This window comes from Maridesulfovibrio sp., assembly GCF_963676065.1.
GTDB lineage: Bacteria > Desulfobacterota > Desulfovibrionia > Desulfovibrionales > Desulfovibrionaceae > Maridesulfovibrio.
Genome location: NZ_OY780933.1, coordinates 3183817 through 3201886 on the forward strand (window position 1 = coordinate 3183817; position 18070 = coordinate 3201886).

At 46.4% G+C, this 18070-nt stretch carries 12 protein-coding genes; 9 read left to right on the forward strand and 3 right to left on the reverse strand.

From position 1 onward, the window contains the following. Window positions 1-11: 11 nt before the first annotated feature. The 3 genes from ACKU35_RS14290 to ACKU35_RS14300 form a co-directional block, all read right to left on the reverse strand. Entirely contained in the window at window positions 12-1043 is a 1032-nt protein-coding gene (locus ACKU35_RS14290; RefSeq protein WP_319760141.1) for a hypothetical protein, read from the reverse strand. A 374-nt stretch (window positions 1044-1417) separates the two neighbouring features. Beyond that, the gene (locus tag ACKU35_RS14295) at window positions 1418-2326 is read right to left on the reverse strand and encodes a universal stress protein (protein ID WP_319760143.1); all 909 of its coding nucleotides are present in this window, start codon (window positions 2324-2326) and stop codon (window positions 1418-1420) included. Between the two features lie 143 nt (window positions 2327-2469). Continuing rightward, window positions 2470-5172: a cation-transporting P-type ATPase gene (locus tag ACKU35_RS14300; RefSeq protein ID WP_319760145.1), complete on the reverse strand. Its 2703-nt coding sequence runs from the start codon at window positions 5170-5172 to the stop codon at window positions 2470-2472. A gap of 330 nt (window positions 5173-5502) precedes the next feature. Between ACKU35_RS14300 and ACKU35_RS14305 the strand changes: the two genes are divergently transcribed. The 9 genes from ACKU35_RS14305 to ACKU35_RS14345 all read left to right on the forward strand — a co-directional run bounded on the left by ACKU35_RS14305 (window position 5503) and on the right by ACKU35_RS14345 (window position 18045). After that, on the forward strand, window positions 5503-7803 hold the full coding sequence (locus tag ACKU35_RS14305; RefSeq protein ID WP_319760146.1) for an Orn/Lys/Arg decarboxylase N-terminal domain-containing protein: 2301 nt from the start codon (window positions 5503-5505) through the stop codon (window positions 7801-7803). Window positions 7804-7839: 36 nt separating this feature from the next. Next, window positions 7840-9252 (forward strand): amino acid permease, encoded by a 1413-nt coding sequence (locus tag ACKU35_RS14310; RefSeq protein WP_319760148.1) that lies wholly within the window; start codon window positions 7840-7842, stop codon window positions 9250-9252. Between the two features lie 61 nt (window positions 9253-9313). Then, the gene (cadB, locus tag ACKU35_RS14315) at window positions 9314-10663 is read left to right on the forward strand and encodes a cadaverine/lysine antiporter (protein ID WP_319760150.1); all 1350 of its coding nucleotides are present in this window, start codon (window positions 9314-9316) and stop codon (window positions 10661-10663) included. Window positions 10664-10913: 250 nt separating this feature from the next. After that, entirely contained in the window at window positions 10914-14297 is a 3384-nt protein-coding gene (amt, locus tag ACKU35_RS14320; protein ID WP_319760152.1) for an ammonium transporter, read from the forward strand. A 291-nt stretch (window positions 14298-14588) separates the two neighbouring features. Next, entirely contained in the window at window positions 14589-14993 is a 405-nt protein-coding gene (locus ACKU35_RS14325; protein ID WP_319760153.1) for a PPC domain-containing DNA-binding protein, read from the forward strand. Between the two features lie 10 nt (window positions 14994-15003). Further along, complete coding sequence (locus ACKU35_RS14330) at window positions 15004-15597, forward strand: ECF transporter S component (protein WP_319765411.1); 594 nt, start codon at window positions 15004-15006, stop codon at window positions 15595-15597. Between the two features lie 5 nt (window positions 15598-15602). Beyond that, window positions 15603-16382: an energy-coupling factor transporter transmembrane component T gene (locus ACKU35_RS14335; RefSeq protein WP_319760155.1), complete on the forward strand. Its 780-nt coding sequence runs from the start codon at window positions 15603-15605 to the stop codon at window positions 16380-16382. A 3-nt stretch (window positions 16383-16385) separates the two neighbouring features. Continuing rightward, window positions 16386-17237, forward strand: a complete 852-nt coding sequence (locus ACKU35_RS14340; RefSeq protein ID WP_319760157.1) for an ABC transporter ATP-binding protein — start codon at window positions 16386-16388, stop codon at window positions 17235-17237. Beyond that, window positions 17224-18045: an ABC transporter ATP-binding protein gene (locus ACKU35_RS14345; protein ID WP_319760159.1), complete on the forward strand. Its 822-nt coding sequence runs from the start codon at window positions 17224-17226 to the stop codon at window positions 18043-18045. Before ACKU35_RS14340 ends, ACKU35_RS14345 begins: the two co-directional genes overlap by 14 nt. Window positions 18046-18070 lie beyond the last annotated feature (25 nt).

Here is an 18070-nt window from a genome sequence, read left to right on the forward strand (position 1 = left end):
ACCTGCTTTCTTTATCTTCTTATAGTATCGGCCACGTCGTGCAGTCGCTCTCTCACTGTGAACATATAGCGAGCCATCTTTCCGCGGTGGTCAGCGAACATGGAATCTTCTTTGCCTCGCAAGACAATGGCAGGGTTGAAGGTGCAGATCTTGTTCATGGCTGTCATAGCCTCTTCAAGGTTCTGCGTTCCACCCTTGTCCACATTAGTAATTTTCTCAGGATACAGTTCTTGCAGCACGGTGACTACATCACGAAGAACCAGTGTCATACCTTGCGCGAAGTACACACGGTCATCCAGATCTGACCATGACAAAGATCCTCCCGGTGCGGAAAGCCAACCGAGCGGAACGTCAATAAAGTTCTTAGAAAGGATAAAGGTCAACATCTCATATATTTCACTGGCCTTGATGTTGACAATAGCACGAACATCATCCTTCTTCTTTTTGGCTACTTTCGTATCAATCAACTTATCGGCATATTTGTGAACGTTTGCCACGCCATCTTCATACGCTGAATTGGAAGATCTCTCGAAGAAACCCCATATCCGGGGACCATAGGTAAAATCTCGCTCACGAGCTTCCTGCATCCACTTATTTTCAGGATCCATAGAACCATATTTTGCCATGGTAGTGGAGAAAAACTTCTGCAAAAGAGTTGTAGCTGTAAGAACTCCGAGTTTACGATTAACCGCATTGTCGAAATGAGATTTAGGATTCACAAACAGATACTGCGGAGTCCACCCATCAGCCAGCTCGGTCTCCAAACGGGACACAATTGCAAGCGCCAGTACCCTGCCCTTCAGAGTTTCAAGATGTTCTTTATCAGACTCAGAAATATTAGGATTGTTAAAATCAGGATCAGCCTTAACCGCTACGATCTCCGCACGAACAGAGGGAGAAATCTCAGGCCATTCAGTAACGGAGAACATATAGCCAATTCCCGAATAGGCCCACCAAAGTCCCCAAAGCACCAAGGGGATAAAAACAGCCAAAACTTTACCACTAGTGGGAACAAGTTTATTCAGTCTTTTAAAAAAACTCATAATAACACCTTTTTTACTTTATTATTCATATTATTACCTTCTATTAATCATTCAAACGAGCATGAATTCAACTCGCACTGAATGCGGTGAATGTAGATGGTATTTATCGCAAGGGCAATGGTTTTGAATTTAAGAAGTTTAGCATATCATTACGGAACGTGAGCAACCGACTTAATATTCATAAATTTCTCAGTCAATAGCCGAATTCCAAAATCACACCGTTGACTTTAGTACTATACCTACTCAAGTGCCGTATACACTCCTGAGTCATAAAAACAGAACCTATAGCTAAACCATAAAAGAAAGGGTTAACTCCAAATAACGAGTTAACCCTTTCTGATATTTAAAGAATCACTTCAGTCTAAAATATTAAGCTACTTAACGGGAGACACAAAACCATCGGGTTTGATTGCAAGAATAGAATTTTCAAGATTGGAGACTATTTTCTCAGCAGTATTGCCTACCAGCAAACCGGGAATGCCCGTACGCGCGACACTTCCCATAACAACAATATCCATCTTTTGCTTTGAGGCATATTGGGGAATAACTGTTGCAGCATTGCCGTGTATTATTTTTCCCTTTAATGCCAACTTTTCACCAAAATCCGCAATAAGGGAATCAAGTTCCTTTTCAGCTTGCTTCTGCTCATACTCTAAATATTGATTAGCCTCAGCCTCACTGAATCTAGGGCTGGTTAAAACAGATTCCATGTAGCCGGACCAACATGTAACAACATGTAAATGACCACGGAGAATCTCAATTAACTTAATACCGTGATCAATAATTTTCTTGTTCAATCTACGGTTTTCTTCAGAAGTGTCAGAGGTGTTGACTGCGGCAAGAATACGCACAGCTCCACGCCAGAGATCACCCCGATGTATCCAAACGGGACAGGGACATTTTCGCATCAGATGCATTGAGGTACTATCCGGAGTCCCCATAAGTGGTTGGGAAGCTGAGATCACAAGATCATATCTTTCCTCATTTACAAGCTTAATCGTCTCTATAAAATCTTTGCCCCATCGAATTTCTTTCTTAATTTTTGATAGGTCAAAACCAATTTTTACCACTTCTTCAGTAATTTTAGTATCATAACTTTCAACAATAATCTTCTGAAGATCTTTGTGGTGTGAGGAAAAATATTCAGAAACAGAGTTGGAAGGTTCTTCAAAGACATTCAAAACTGTAAGATTTGCATTTGCACGTTCGCAAAAGGACGCAACATGAGAGATCAGTTGCCCATCAGCCCTTGAGCCTAAATCTAATAATACATTTTCAAACATAGCTTCTCCAAATAAAAACCTACTCATACTTAATTAAAAGATTTCATTGAGTGCAGTTAATGTCAAACAAAAACTCCACTCATTCATTAACTAATTAATATGAATAAGCACTGAATAAATCCCGCTTTGCAGGGGATATAAATTTATACATCCTTTCCCACGAGCTTCTTATCTACTTCAATAAGTAAATATACGACTATGCCGCATAGCAAAATCTTCACCCAATCCAGAAAATCGATAGGCGCACTTGCAAAAAGGTTATGCATGACAGGTGCATATGTGAATATTGCCTGAAGGATCATCATGACACCAAATCCGCCAAGAATCCACGGGTTGGAGGTCAGTCCCAGATCAAAGGGGGAACGGGTAAATGACCGTGAGTTAAACAAGTAAAAGGCTTCAATTACAACAAAAGCATTAACGGCCATAGTACGAGACTTCTCAAGGGAAGCACCATTATAAAGCTCCCACTCAAATAAACCAAAAGCGCATACAAGCAACAGAATACTGACAAAACCAACACGGCGAAGTAGGACATGATCTAGAATAGGACGATCCGGTCGACGGGGGGAACGATCCATAATGCCCGGTTCCTTTGGCTCGAAAGCTAGCATCATGCCTAAACAGGCTGCAGTGGTCATGTTAATCCAAAGTATTTGAACCGGAAGTATGGGCAGTGACGCACCAAACAGAACAGCCAGCAGGATAACAAGTCCTTCTCCAGCATTTGTAGGAAGCGTCCAGGCTATGAATTTAACCAGGTTTGCAAATACGCCCCGACCTTCTTCGACCGCGGCCTCAATGGTGGCGAAATTATCATCGGTCAAGACCATATCGGCGGCCTCCTTGGCCGCATCCGTGCCGCTGATGCCCATGGCAATACCAATGTCTGACTGTTTTAAAGCAGGAGCATCATTCACTCCATCACCAGTCATGGCACATATTTCGCCACGTGCTTGAAGAGCCATAACAAGCCTGAGTTTTTGTTCAGGAGAAACTCTGGCAAAGACCGGGATTTGCCCCACTTTTTCGATAAGATCCGTATCGCTCAATTCTCCGATTTCACTACCTGTCATAACAGGACAATCCTGACCGATGGTGCAGTCAGAACCTCGAAGCCCCAGCATCAGCCCAATTGCCTGTGCAGTTAATGCATGGTCACCGGTGATCATCTTCACTTCCACGCCTGCGTTTTGGCATGCGGCAATAGCAACCTTGGCTTCTTCTCTTGGGGGATCGATCATACCTTGCAATCCAAGGAAATCCATTCCCATACACGCGTCTTGACGTTCAAGGGCGCTATCGGCAGGCAGTCGCTTCCGCGCCAGAGCGAGAACACGCTGCCCTTTAGCCGCCATTTTCTGTTGAGCCTCGATCACGCTTTGCTTATCGAGAGCACCGTTTTCCCCATTGGGAAGCACTTCCTGAAAGCAGCAATTCAGTACCTTCTCTACAGCACCTTTCATATAGGCGACAACACCGTCATCCTGCTCATGAAGAGTCACCATATATTGCCATTCTGATTCAAACGGCAATTCATCCACTCGCGGCAGACTCTTAAATTCGTCTTTATAATTGAGACCGAATTTGGCAGCGGAAACAAGCAGGGCTCCTTCAGTAGGATCACCGACCACAGAAGGACGACCATTTTTATTACTAATCCGGGCATCATTGCACAAAGCACCGGCGCGGACACATTCCTCTAAGGAGAGGTTTTCCCGGGGCGTAATCCCCTTATCCAATGCAACAATATCGCCTTCGTCACCATAGCCGGTACCGGAGACTTCATAATATGAGTTCCCGGAAAATATGGTTTGAACAGTCATCTGGTTTTCGGTCAGGGTACCGGTCTTATCCGAACAAATGACTGTGGTTCCGCCAAGAGTCTCAACTGCGGGAAGCTTTCTAATGATGGCCTTTCGCTGAGCCATTCTTGATACGCCGAGAGCCAGAATAATCGTCACTGCTGCGGGCAGCCCCTCCGGAATAGCTCCCACAGCTAGGGCCACGGCTGCCATGAATACATCACTCAACGGTTCTGAGCGGGCAAGGCCGATCACGATACTAGTTCCGGCAAGACCGAGAATGGCGAGTAGCAGCATATGACTGAAGCGGGTAATCTTGCGAGTCAGGGGTGTTTCGAGTTCGTCTGCAGAGTCGATAAGACCTGATATGCGGCCAATCTCAGTCATATTGCCCGTTGCCACAACAACTCCGCGCCCCTGTCCTGAACTGACGAGGGTACCGGCGTAAGCCATACAATGCCGTTCAGCCAGCACAGCCTCCCCGGCAACAACCTGAGCATTTTTCTCAACAGATACGGATTCACCGGTCAACGTAGACTCGTCATTACGCAGCTCTTTGCTCGAAAAGATACGTAAGTCTGCCGGAACCTTATCTCCAGAGCGGAGAATCACCATATCCCCCGGCACAAGTTGTGATGCCTCTAGCCGGACGGTCTCTCCGGCTCGGATGGCAACGGCCTCGACATTCATAGTCGCTGAAAGTGACTTCAAGGCCTTAACAGCCTTAGACTCCTGAAAAGAACCAACCAGAGCATTAACTATAACCACGCCCAAAATAACAAAAGAGTCCACCCACTCCCCCAGAAACGCCGTAACACTTCCAGCAGCAAGTAGAATATAGACAAGGGGCTGGTGAAACTGAAGAAGCAGGCGCTCAAAAGATGTCTTTTGGCGTTTACTTGAAATAATATTCTCTCCGAAATGCTTGATACGCTTTTCTGTCTCGAAAACGTCAAGTCCTTTTTGAGGGTCGACTCCCAGCAGAGAGATGGTTTCTTCCTTACTTATATTGTGCCATTTCTTATTCAGCAATGTTTCCATAATAACTCCAGAGCGAATGCCTTGTTTTTAAACTATTACAGAACATGAAATTTAAATTTAGCTATACTATCAAAAAGCAACTGGTTCAATAAGACATGGCAAAAGACTCGGTTAATTTTTCAAGTATTTGCAAACCATGACCTTAAAATAATACACTTACATACATACACGAACTATAACTGGTGTCATTATTTGTGGTTTTTTTGCAAAAAAAGCCACTCGCTTTCTTATCCACGTAGCATTTATAGAATAAATGTTGTATCGAAAGGCATAATTCAAAAAGCCCTGCAAATATTTTTGAAAACCCTAAGGTGACAAGGAGTACCCTAAATGAAAATTACCAAACACATGTGGCCTGTCTTGATTGTCTCGGGCCAGTTTGAATCCAATACGGATGAAGGTCTTAGGTTACGGGATCTGGAAAATGAACTAGTCACTGAACAGGAATGCTCAGTCTACCCTTCGTACAGCTATGAAGATGCCGCTGAAATATTTATTTCCCGCGCTGACCTAGGTGCGGTGGTTATAGACTGGGATATCAGCTACGAACGGGACGATGAAAAAGAACTCCCTGAAAATCTTGTCGATTCGATACGTAAACGCAACAAACATATACCCATATTTCTCCTGACGGAACGGGTAACCATGCAGGATATCCCCACTTCCGTACTGGGCCAGATCAATGAGTGCCTCTGGAAAACTGCGGAAACACCTGAATTTCTGGCCGGACGCGTAGAGACCCGTCTGGTTGAATACGTGCGCTCTGTATTTCCGGGATTTTTCGGAGAAATGGTCAAATATTCCGAAGCTTATAAATATGCATGGCATACTCCCGGACATATGGGAGGAGAGGGATTCCTTAAAAGCCCAGCCGGTGTGGCGATGCATAAATTCTACGGCGAAAATGTATTCCGCTCCGACCTTTCCATCTCAGTGCCGGAACTCGGTTCTCTCTTGGACCACAGCGGGGTTGTAGGCGACGCGGAAAACAATTCCGCCCGCGTATTCGGAGCAGATCACACCTTCTATGTCCTCAACGGTACCTCAAACGTCAACCAGATCATATGGCGCAGCCAACTTGTGCGTGACGATATCGCATTCGTAGATAGGAACTGCCATAAGTCTCTCAACTACGCCATGGTCATCACCGACGCCTACCCCATATACATGATTCCCAGACGTAACAAACGCGGCATTATCGGCCCCTGCCGCCTTTCTGAATTTTCCAAGGAAACAATTCAGTCCAAGGTACGCGACAACAAGCTTATCCCGGAAGAGCTGAAAGATCAGAGTGTGCGCATGTCCGCCCTGACCAACTCCACTTACGACGGGGTCTGCTACAACGTTATCAACATCAAGAAGCAGCTTCAGAAAAGCGTGGAGAACCTCCATTTTGACGAAGCATGGTACGCATATGCCCGCTTCCATCCTATGTATAAGGATCACTTCGGCATGGCAGATGATGACCGCAACGAGCACCACCCACCTATCTTCTGCTCCCACTCCACGCACAAACTGCTGACAGCATTTTCGCAGGCTTCAATGCTTCATGTCCGTGACGGCAGTGACGTGAAAATAGACCGGGATGAGTTGAACGAATCTTATATGATGCACGGGTCAACATCGCCACAGTACAGCATGATCGCCTCTTTGGACGTAGCCACTAAGATGATGGAAGACACAGGCGAAGTACTGATGCACGACACCATGATCGAAGCGGTAAATCTGCGTAAGAAAGTCGCCATGATCGCCAGTGAGATGAAGGAACAGGACAGCTGGTTCTTTGAAATGTGGCAGCCTGCTCAGGTTCTTGTGGGCAAGGATTATAAAAAATTTGAAAATGTTCCCACCGATTATCTCTGCACCCATCAGCATCCGTGGGTATTTTCCTCCAAGGATAACTGGCACGGCTTTGAAGACATCGAGGACGAATACGCCATGCTCGACCCGATCAAACTGACCTTCACAACTCCCGGGCTGCGTGCGGACGGAACAATGGAAGAAGAAGGCATACCGGCATCGATCGTGACCGACTACCTGATCAATCACGGCATAGTCTGCGAAAAGACCGACTACTATTCTTTCCTCATGCTCAACTCGATCGGAACCAACAAAGCCAAACAGGGATCGCTACTGGCAGGGCTGCTTAAATTCAAGGAAGTCTACGATGCCAACCTGCCGCTTGATATAGTCCTGCCCGAGCTGGTCAAATCCTACCCCGAAACATATTCAGGTGTCGGCGTTAAAGACCACTGCAACGCCATCCATAATTACTACAAGGAACACAAGCTGCTCGACAAAATGCAGGCCGCTTTCCAGATCATCCCGGAACAGGCCATGAAGCCTTCCGAAGCCTATCATGCCGTTGTCCGCAAGAATGTGGAATATGTAGAGCTTTCAGAAATGAAAGACCGTATCCCGGCTGTTATGGTTGTTCCCTACCCTCCGGGTATCCCGGTAATCATGGGCGGAGAAATTCTCAACGACAAAGCCCGGCCCGTTTTCGATTATCTTGCAGCCCGGCAGGATTTTGAGAACGTATTCCCCGGCTATGAAAGCGATATTCATGGTGTGGAACGCGTTGTACGCGATGGCAAAAAATACTTTAAAACCATGTGTGTAAAGAAATAGTTTGACTGAAATATCACAATTATACCGGAGGGCCGTATGACGGATTCAGGCTCTAAAAATAAATTATCAGTATTTACGCTGATGATGATTAACGTGGCGGCGATCCTGTCGTTACGTGCCCTGCCGGGACTCGCGGAATACGGATGGGGATTGCTCTTCTATCTGGCCTTAGGGGCAGTTAGTTTTTTCATCCCCTCCGCCCTTGTTGCGGCGGAGCTTGCATCCGGCTGGAATGAGGAGGGTGGGGTCTACCTGTGGGTGAAAGAAGCCTTCGGTCCCAAATGGGGCTTCGTAGCCATTTTCATGCAGTGGGTGGAAAATCTGCCGTGGTTTCCAGCGGTTCTGGCTTTTGCCGCTTCCGCCATCGCCTATACCTTCAACCCGCAGCTTGCAGATAACAAATGGTTTATTGTGGGAGTCATCCAGATTTCTTTATGGCTGGCGACCTTCTTGAACTTCCGGGACATGAAATTATCGGCATTCTTCAGTTCTTCCGGGGCTATTATTGGAACAATTGTTCCCGGAATCCTGATTATTGTGCTCGGTATCGACCATGTTATGTCCGGCGGCACAGTTCAGATTCCGTTTACTGCCGCGGCCCTAATGCCTGACATAGAAAACCTGCAGCAACTTATGCTGCTGGCGGCCATGCTTATATCATTTACCGGTATGGAAATGTCCGCGGTGCATGTGAACGAAGTACGCAATCCGGCGGTGAATTATCCCAAGGCGATATTTGCAGCAAGCGTCCTGATCATCGGGCTTTCCGCACTGGGATCGCTGGCAATCGCCATGGTTGTCCCAACTGATGGCGTAAGCCTGAGCGCCGGAGTCTGTCAGGCTTTCGACCGTCTTTTCCAAATCCACAAAATGGAATTCATGACTCCGATCATATGCTTTTTGATGGCTTACGGGGCCCTGACCATGGTCATAACATGGATGGTCGGTCCGTCTAAAGGCATACGGGAAGTCGCACGGGAAGGGTTTCTGCCGAAAAGCTGGCAGAAAATCAACAAATTCGGAATTCCCACTAATATTCTGATCATTCAAAGCGGCCTTTCGGCACTGGTATCCTGCGCTATTCTGTTCATGCCCACGGTTTCGAGCGCGTTTATGCTCATGAGCGCGCTGGCGGTACAATTGTATCTTATTATGTATCTGCTCATGTTCGCGGCAGCCATCAAACTGCGCTACACGAGACCGGATGTGAAAAGAGGCTATACCATTCCCGGCGGTAAGGTCGGAATCTGGATGGTTTCAGGTCTGGCGATAATAACCTGCATCTTCGTGTTTGTTTTCGGCTTCATTCCGCCTAAAGCAGTTCTTGATGAAGGAATCCCTGCATCGGCCGGATACATCGGTTTTTTAGTGACGGGAGTTGCAGTCTTCACGTGCGTGCCTCTTTATTTCTACGGCCGGGCAGTGAAAAAGACACGTAAACATCAATGAGTACTTAATCTATTCGGTGCGCTTACGAAATTTAAGCACGCCATAGGCATGGAGGAAAGATATGTCCGCTGATCACAAAAAGATGGGTGTATTTGCCTGCACATCCGTTGTTGCCGGCAACATGATGGGGTCCGGTATCGCGCTTTTGCCCGCGAATCTGGCATCAATCGGCAGTATCACCATCATCGGCTGGGCGGTTGCTCTGGTGGGTGCTCTGGCACTGGCATACGTATACTCAAGGCTGGGTATGGAAGATCCTCAGGAAGGGGGCCCCATTGCCTATTCAGGAGAAGTGGCACCCATTTTGGGTTATCAGTCCGGCCTGCTCTACTACCACGCCAACTGGATCGGGAACCTCGCTATCGCCATCACCGGAGTCGATTACCTCTCGGTATTTTTCCCGATACTGCAGGACCCTATTTCATCCGGAATCACCTCCATTGCAATTATCTGGATCTTCACCGGAATCAACATTCTAGGCGCGGACTGGATCGGTCGGCTGGTTTCCATCGGAGTTATCCTGCTGCTGATCCCCGTCATTATTACCGGAACTGCCGGATGGATGTTTTTTGATTCTGTTCAGTTCAATGCGAACTGGCTGGCAAAAGGACACACCCCGGATACTGCGGTCCTTGCAGCCATTATTCTATGCATCTGGAGTTTTATCGGCGTAGAGAGTGCCGCAGTTAACACGGCGGTTGTAAAAAATCCCAAACGGACTATCCCGATCTCCACCATGATCGGTACTGCGCTGGCAGGACTTGTTTATATCCTTTCCTGCACCGCTATATCCGGTATGTTTCCGGCGGAAAAAATGGCCGCCTCCGGTGCTCCCTTTTCACTGGCTATGGGCCATATATGCGCCGCAATGCCATTTTCCGAATATGTACCGAAGCTGGTCTCCGCTGTTACCGCCTTTGCTTGTCTGGCATCTCTGGGATCATGGATGATGCTGGTTTCGCAGGCAGGAGCAAGAGCAGCCAGTGACGGGACACTGCCCGAAATATTCGGACGCAAAAACAATCATGGCACTCCGGTCATGGGCCTGATCATGTCTTCAGTCATGATGAGCATACTGCTGGTTGTGCTCATGTTCTTATCCAAGGGCGGAAACACTCAGTCATTATTCGGCAACATCGCATCCATTGCCGTACTCCTGACCCTTCCCCCATATTTTTATTCAGCTTTGAACTTACTGCGCCGTTACGGATTCCGCGCAAAAAAAGCATGGTTGCAGATAGCAGCATCCCTGCTGGCTTGCGGGTTCTGTCTTGTTGCGCTTTCCGGAGCAGCCAAGGATGCCCTGATAGGCTGCATGATCGTCATGCTCTGCACCTTTATCTTTTATGTAGGTAAAGACCGGACCGGATTTGAAAATAAGATCAGACAGGAAACAGGTATGAATCAGTAATCCCTCCTTCTGACAGGCATATTGTCAAAGCCGTTTCTGAAACTCGTTGATGAGTTTTGGAAACGGCTTTTTTCATAGCTGATAATTTTCCCAGCACAATTTAACAAAATTACGAATTAAATATTTTTTGACAACGACAAAAATGTCTGTTTTTATACAAAAAGGAAAAACCCCTTTCTAAGCAGACAGATTTTGTTTATAATAAATACTTTTTTGCAAATTTTGTCTCATTTAATCTAAGGATCTCACTATGGAAAAACCGCTAGTTGATGTGTTGTGGATTTTAATCTGTGCCGCACTTGTGTTTTTGATGCAACCAGGCTTCATGTGCCTTGAATCCGGACTGACAAGATCAAAAAACTCAATCAACGTAGCAGCCAAAAATCTGGCAGACTTTGTTTTTTCTGCTTTGAGCTTCTGGGCAATCGGGTACGGGCTTATGTTCGGGGCTGAATATTCCGGCATAATAGGTACGAATTCCTTCTTCCCTTCGATAGATTCCTCCGCATACATGACATCATTTTTCATATTCCAGACCATGTTCTGTGGAACAGCGACAACCATTTTTTCAGGTGCAATCGCCGAACGCATGTCTTTCGGAGCTTATCTTATAGTTGCGGAGATCCTTTCGGTTTTGGTCTATCCCGTTTTCGGAAACTGGGCATGGAATGGCCTTGAAACAGGAGAAATGCTGGGCTGGCTTGGATCAAGAGGCTTCATCGACTTCGCAGGATCTACTGTCGTTCATTCTGTTGGAGGATGGGTGGCGCTGGCCGCCCTGCTTGTTGTCGGACCACGAAAAGGGAGATTCACTGACGATAATAAAGTAAGGGAAATGAATCCTTCCGATCTTCCCATGTCCGTTCTGGGAACGCTGCTCCTGTGGTTCGGCTGGTTCGGGTTCAACGGCGGCTCGACCTTAACCATGGACGCTTCGGTACCGATGATCATCGCCAATACAACACTGGCGGGAGTCGCCGGTGGTGCTACATGCACTCTGCTGGGCTGGTATGACAGCAAGATACCCAAGGTAAACAACCTTATAAATGGTTCACTGGGAGGCCTTGTCGCCATTACCGCCAACTGTCATGTTGTAACTGCCGCCGATGCCGTGATCATAGGTGCATTTGCAGGCCCGCTGTGCATCTGGCTTGAAAGATTGCTCGAAAAAGCAAAAATAGATGATGCGGTCGGAGCTGTTCCGGTTCACCTTGGCTGCGGCATATGGGGAACACTGGCGGTTGCGTTATTCGGCAAGCCTGATCTTATCGGAACAGGGCTTAATATGTATGACCAGTTCGTAATTCAGCTGACCGGAATTTTCGCGGCGTTCGTAGTGGCTTTTCTCTTTCCGTATATAATTTTGACCATAATCAACCGCTTTCTGCCTCTCCGAGTTACCCCGGAAGAAGAGGAAGTGGGACTCAATGTTTCAGAACACGGCGCTCACACCGACCTGCTGGACCTGTTTCAGACAATGGAACTGCAGGCCAGCACTCAGGATCTCTCCTTAAGAATTCCCGTAGAACCTTTCACTGAAGTCGGTCGCATTGCCACCTGCTACAATCAGGTTATTTCCGCACTGGAAGAAAGTGTATCCAAAACCGAAGCCATCATCCACAGCGCAACAGACGGCATAATGACATTTTCCCGCGATTCACTTGAACTGCTGCAAGCAAATCCCCGGGCACGGGAGATGTTCGCTCTTCCCGGAGTAGGAGCCCTTGATGGAGTTCAATTTACCGACCTTGTGGACTCTGATGCCCCCCTGACAGAAACTCTCTTCAGCTCCCGAAGCGTAGAACTGAACGGCAACAGGATCAACGGGAACAGTTTCCCGGTCGAAGCGGTTATTACACCGGCCAAGGGAATGCCCTTCTACATGGCTATCATGAGAGATATAACCGAACGTAAGGAAGCTGAGCGGAAACTCCTTACTCAGCAGGCATATTTTCAGCAATTATTTGAAAGTTCCCCGCAAGCGATAGTGCAAGTAAACACGAGAGGGAAGATTCAAAACGTCAACAAGGGATTCGAGCAACTATTCGGATTTAAACGTAAGGAAGTCCTTGGGTCATACAACCGGAGCGTTGTAGTTCCCCACAACCTTCAGGCCGAAGCCAAGCAGTTCAGTGAATCGGTATTGACAGGGCGCCTTGTGGACAAAGAAACTGTACGACGCCACAAGGACGGCAGACTTATTCCCATTTCCGTCATCGGCTACCCCATCCATGTTGAAGATGAAGTTCGTGGAATCTACTACATCTATACGGATATCACCCAGCGCAAAGCATTTGAGGATCAGCTGGCACATCAGGCCTTTCACGATTCTTTGACCGGACTTCCCAATAGAGTGCTTTTCGCTGAACGCCTGTCCAGAGCATTAAAACGTTCAAAGCGGCGCAAGGATTACCGCTTTGCGGCCATGATGCTCGATATGGACAGATTTAAATGGATCAATGACACACTCGGACACCATGCCGGGGATGAATTCCTGATCGCAATCGCTGACCGAATCAGCTCCTGTATACGCGAAGTGGATACAGTTGCACGTCTCGGCGGAGATGAATTCGGCATCGTTGTAGAGGAATTCTCCTCCTATCAGGAAGTCATAAAAATCGCCAAAAGAATCCAGCATTCTCTACAGCTTCCACTTGACCTAGCCGAAGGCAGAGTTACCTCCAGCGCAAGTATAGGTATAGTGCTCAGAAGCGAAGACTACGATGATTCCGAAGCAGTAATGCGCGATGCGGATATCGCCATGTATAGAGCCAAAGAAATGGGTCGCTCCAGATTCAAGGTCTTCAACCAGAGAATGCACTCACGGCTGCTTGCCGAAGTTGAGCTTGAAAACGACCTGCGTCAGGCCATTCAGGACGAAGAGCTTTCACTTTTTTACCAACCGATTATGCACGCATCAAGCGGCCAACTCAGAGGATTCGAGGCCCTGCTGCGCTGGGACAGCCCGCAAAGAGGAATGGTCTCTCCTGCCGAGATAATCCCGCTGGCTGAAGAAACAGGACTCATTGTTCCGTTGGGTCAATGGATTTTGCGGGAAGCATGCCTGAGTATGAAGAAATGGCTGGATTCCACCGGAATATATGACCTGACTATAAACGTTAACCTTTCATTCAAACAGTTCGGCCAACCCAACTTTACCCAATTCGTAAAGAATACTCTGGAACAAACCAAACTTCCCCCGAAAAATCTCAAACTGGAATTGACTGAAAGTTGCCTGATGCAAAATCCGGCAGAAACCATGTCCAAACTGACAACACTGAGGAAAATGGGAGTACAACTGGTGATTGATGACTTTGGAACCGGCTACTCATCCTTAAGCTACCTGCAACGCTTCCCTATCGACGGTCTGAAGATAGACCGCTCCTTTATATCCGGGGATAGCCGCGACACCTCAAATAAAGAAATTGTCAGAACAATTATCGCCATGGCAAAAAGCCTCGGACTTGATGTTGTGGCCGAAGGCGTTGAAGAATCGAGTCAATTGGACATGCTGCAGGACATGTCATGCGATGCAGTGCAGGGATTTATGTTTTCCCGCCCTGTGGAAGGCTCAAAAGTGGAAAATTTCATCAACAACAATCTCTCAAACACATCTCACAAGAAAAAAAGTTAATAAATCTAGTTTTTTACAAGAACTTAAACCAAGACACCCCTTGCTATTCCGAAAGAATGGCAAGGGGATCTCTTTTCTGAAAAAACTACAGCCCCCTCCGGCCCCTTCAGCACACCCACTCAGTCCTGTTATTAAAAAAGACACTCCAATAACGAGGAACAAATAGATATTATCTATTTGTTCACACTAAATAGCATGATATGTTTAGCTGTTAATAACCTAATAAATCAAAGCACATCACTCTTATTTAAATGCTTCACCTTAATAACTTCAACAGCAGACAATAAATAAATGAAAACAATTTCAATAAGGCTGCATCCCGGACAGGATTTGCTTAGTGAGCTGGACCGTCTTGTTGCCGATAATCAAATAAAAGCCGCATGTATTTTAACCTGTGTAGGAAGTCTTACTCAAGCAGTACTAAGGTTTGCAAACCAGAACGAATCAAAAAAGTTAGAAGGATTCTTTGAAATTGTATCCCTGACAGGTGTTCTATCTGAGCACGGATCTCATTACCATATTGCCATTGCGGATGAAGAAGGTCGTACATATGGAGCGCACCTTCTTGAAGGATGTAAAATATACACAACGGCTGAAATTGTAATAGGAATTTGTTCCGGTACCGAATTTTTGCGTACTTTTGATCCGCAGACCGGTTATCCTGAACTTGAAATAAAAACTGCAACTAAGGAATGAGGGCTTGGTGATGGGATTTTCAGACAGCATTAAAAAGGATTTTTCCACATTTACAGTGGTTCTGATTGCAGTCGCAATTGTCTTGAACATTGCGGTTGGACAACTTGTGTCACTTCTTAAGATTCCTATTTTTCTGGATTCAATAGGTACAGTTCTGGTTGCAATTCTTGCCGGACCGGTTGCCGGCGGTCTTACCGGACTGCTTACAAACCTGATCTGGGGCATGATTACCTCTCCGGTGGCAGCAGCATTCGCTCCGGTGGCAATGGTTATCGGCATTGTGGCAGGGCTCTGCGCTAAATACGGTTTTTTTAAAAATTTATGGATGGCGCTTATCAGTGGCGTAATTATCACCGTATTCGTTTCCATTGTTGCCGTGCCTATACGTCTTTATATGTTCGGAGGAGTAACCGGAAGCGGAGCTGATTTCCTGACCGCGTATATGCTCGCACTGGGTAAAGATCTATTCGGATCAGTAATCGTGACCGTTTTTACTTCCAATCTCATCGATAAAGTTGTTACCGCCGGTCTCGGGTGGGTAATCATAAAATCCCTCCCGGAAAAAACAGCCAACCGCTTAAGGCGTCCCGAGACTGTAAGTTAATAAATATGCAAAACGAAAACACCACTCTATACATAGACGGTGATTCACTAATTTACAGACTATCGCCCTTCAGCAAGCTATCTTATCTTTTGCTGAGCGGGGCGATAGTCTACTCTTTCAAGTCCGACTGGCGTCCGCTCGTCATCTATTTGATAATAAGCTTGATGATGGCTGCCGGCTTCCAATTACTTAAGCCGATCTGGAAAGTGCTTTGGAGAACAATTTTACCGTTGATCATTTTCATGATTCCTATCCATGGAATCCTGTACCCCGCCAATCATACCCCGGTTTTCACTTATGAATTCATAACGTTTTATCAGGAAGGGCTCTTTTACGCAGCTCAGATACTGTTACAGCTAACGATTGTATTAATCTCTTCCCTTTTCTTTGTTTTCAGCACCCACCCGGCTGACTTTATCGCCGCTACAACGCAGGCTGGATGGCCGCCGACTTTAGCTTATCTGCTTGGTAGCCCCCTGCTGATGCTTCCGGCCATGCGAACAAGGGCAAGAGTCATTCAGGCCGCGCAAAGAGCTAGAGGACTGGATTCAGAAGGAAACTTCATACAAAGAATTAAAGGCGTTAAGCCTTTGCTGGCACCGTTTGTACTCGGCTCACTCATTGAAATTGAGCAACGGGCGATAGCACTGGAAGTGCGTGGTTTTAATTCCGGCACCACTATGTCCACCCTAAGAATAACCCACGACTCAAAAATCGAAAAAATAGGGCGCAAACTAGCCATCGCACTGGCCCTGCTCCTTATTATTTACCGGATAATCAATTAATTTATGCCCGCAATAAAACTTAAAGACTTATCATTTTCGCACTCCGGCTCTGAAGAAACCGCGCTGAAAAACATCAATGTGGAAATTAACAAGGGTGAATTTGTTGCGATTATCGGAGCCAATAATTCAGGCAAATCGAGCCTGTGCTATGCCCTGACAGGAGTAATCCCCCATCTTTATCGCGGTAAAATGCAGGGCAGTATCTGCATAAACAATCAAGACACAAAGACTAAAAGCGTTCCTGAAATTTCAAATGAAGCCGGATTAGTGATGAATATTCCCAAAAATCAACTTTCCGGGGTCCGCTATACTGTTTTCGAAGAGGTTGCATTCAGCCTTGAAAACCGTGGAATAGAACGCGAAGAAATGAAACAGCAGGTTGCGCAGACTCTTAAAAAAATTGGAATAGAAGAGCTTGCCGATCGCTGTCCGCAGCACCTCTCAGGAGGTCAGCAGCAAAAAGTCGTGCTAGCATCAGTCCTTGCAAACAATCCTGAAATTCTGGTTCTGGACGAACCCACAACTTTTCTTGATCCTCAAGGAACCCGTCAGGTATTCGAGATCCTGCATCAACTTCAGCAATCCGGAAAAACGATCGTTATTGCTGAACAAAATATGGAACTCATCGCCATGTACGCAGACCGGGTAATAGCGCTGCATGACGGGGAAATGATTCTAGACGGTACTCCCTCCGCAGTACTTACAGATTCAAAATTACAGCAGATAGGCATGGACTCGCTGCGCTATACCAAAGTTTCCGAACTGGCAGCGCAGAAAGGACTCTGGCAGGAATCCAAAAGCCCGGCCATTACTTTAGAAGCGACAATTGAGGGACTGAAAATTGACCGACTCTAATGACTCTACAATAATAGATATACAAGATCTCTGTTTCAGCTACGGCAATTCCGTAAACGCACTGCAAGAGATTTCGCTGACGATCAAAAAGGGTGAACAGATTGCTCTGGTCGGCCACAACGGTTCCGGCAAAAGCACACTGGTTAAACATCTGAACGGCCTGCTGAAACCATCCTCAGGCAGCGTTTTAATCAAAGGACTGCCGACCTCCAAAAGCCGAACAGCGCGGTTAGCCGGAATAGTAGCCCTGCTTTTCCAAAATCCTGATGATCAGATATGCAAACGAACCGTTAGTGCCGAAGTTGCTTTCGGACCTCTTAACTTGGGATATTCTACAGATAAAACCAAAGCCCTTGTTCAAAAAGCACTAAGCTGCTTTAATCTCCAAAAAGACGAAAACGTAAACCCGCATGATCTGGGATACAGCCAGCGGAAACGCTTAGCCATTGCTTCCATCATTGCCATGGACACTCAGGTTATAGTTCTGGACGAACCGACAGCTGGACTAGATCCTCAGGAAATAAGGATGCTGGAGTCTGTTTTAAATGGTCTGAAGGAAGAAAAGAAAACCGTTGTTATCATCAGTCATGATATGGATTTTATAGCTGAAAACACAACACGGGCGATATGCCTAAGTGATGGCAGAAAAGTTTTTGATGGCGATATCTTAGATTTTTTCCCGCAACAGGAATTGCTGGAAAATTGCGGTTTGCTATGCCCCCAGATAGTCAGGCTATGTGAGCATTTTAAACTGCACCCCCGCAAATTAACACCCGAAAACTTCATTTCTGAATTAACAACTATTTAATTATTTTTACAAATAATTTCAGGGC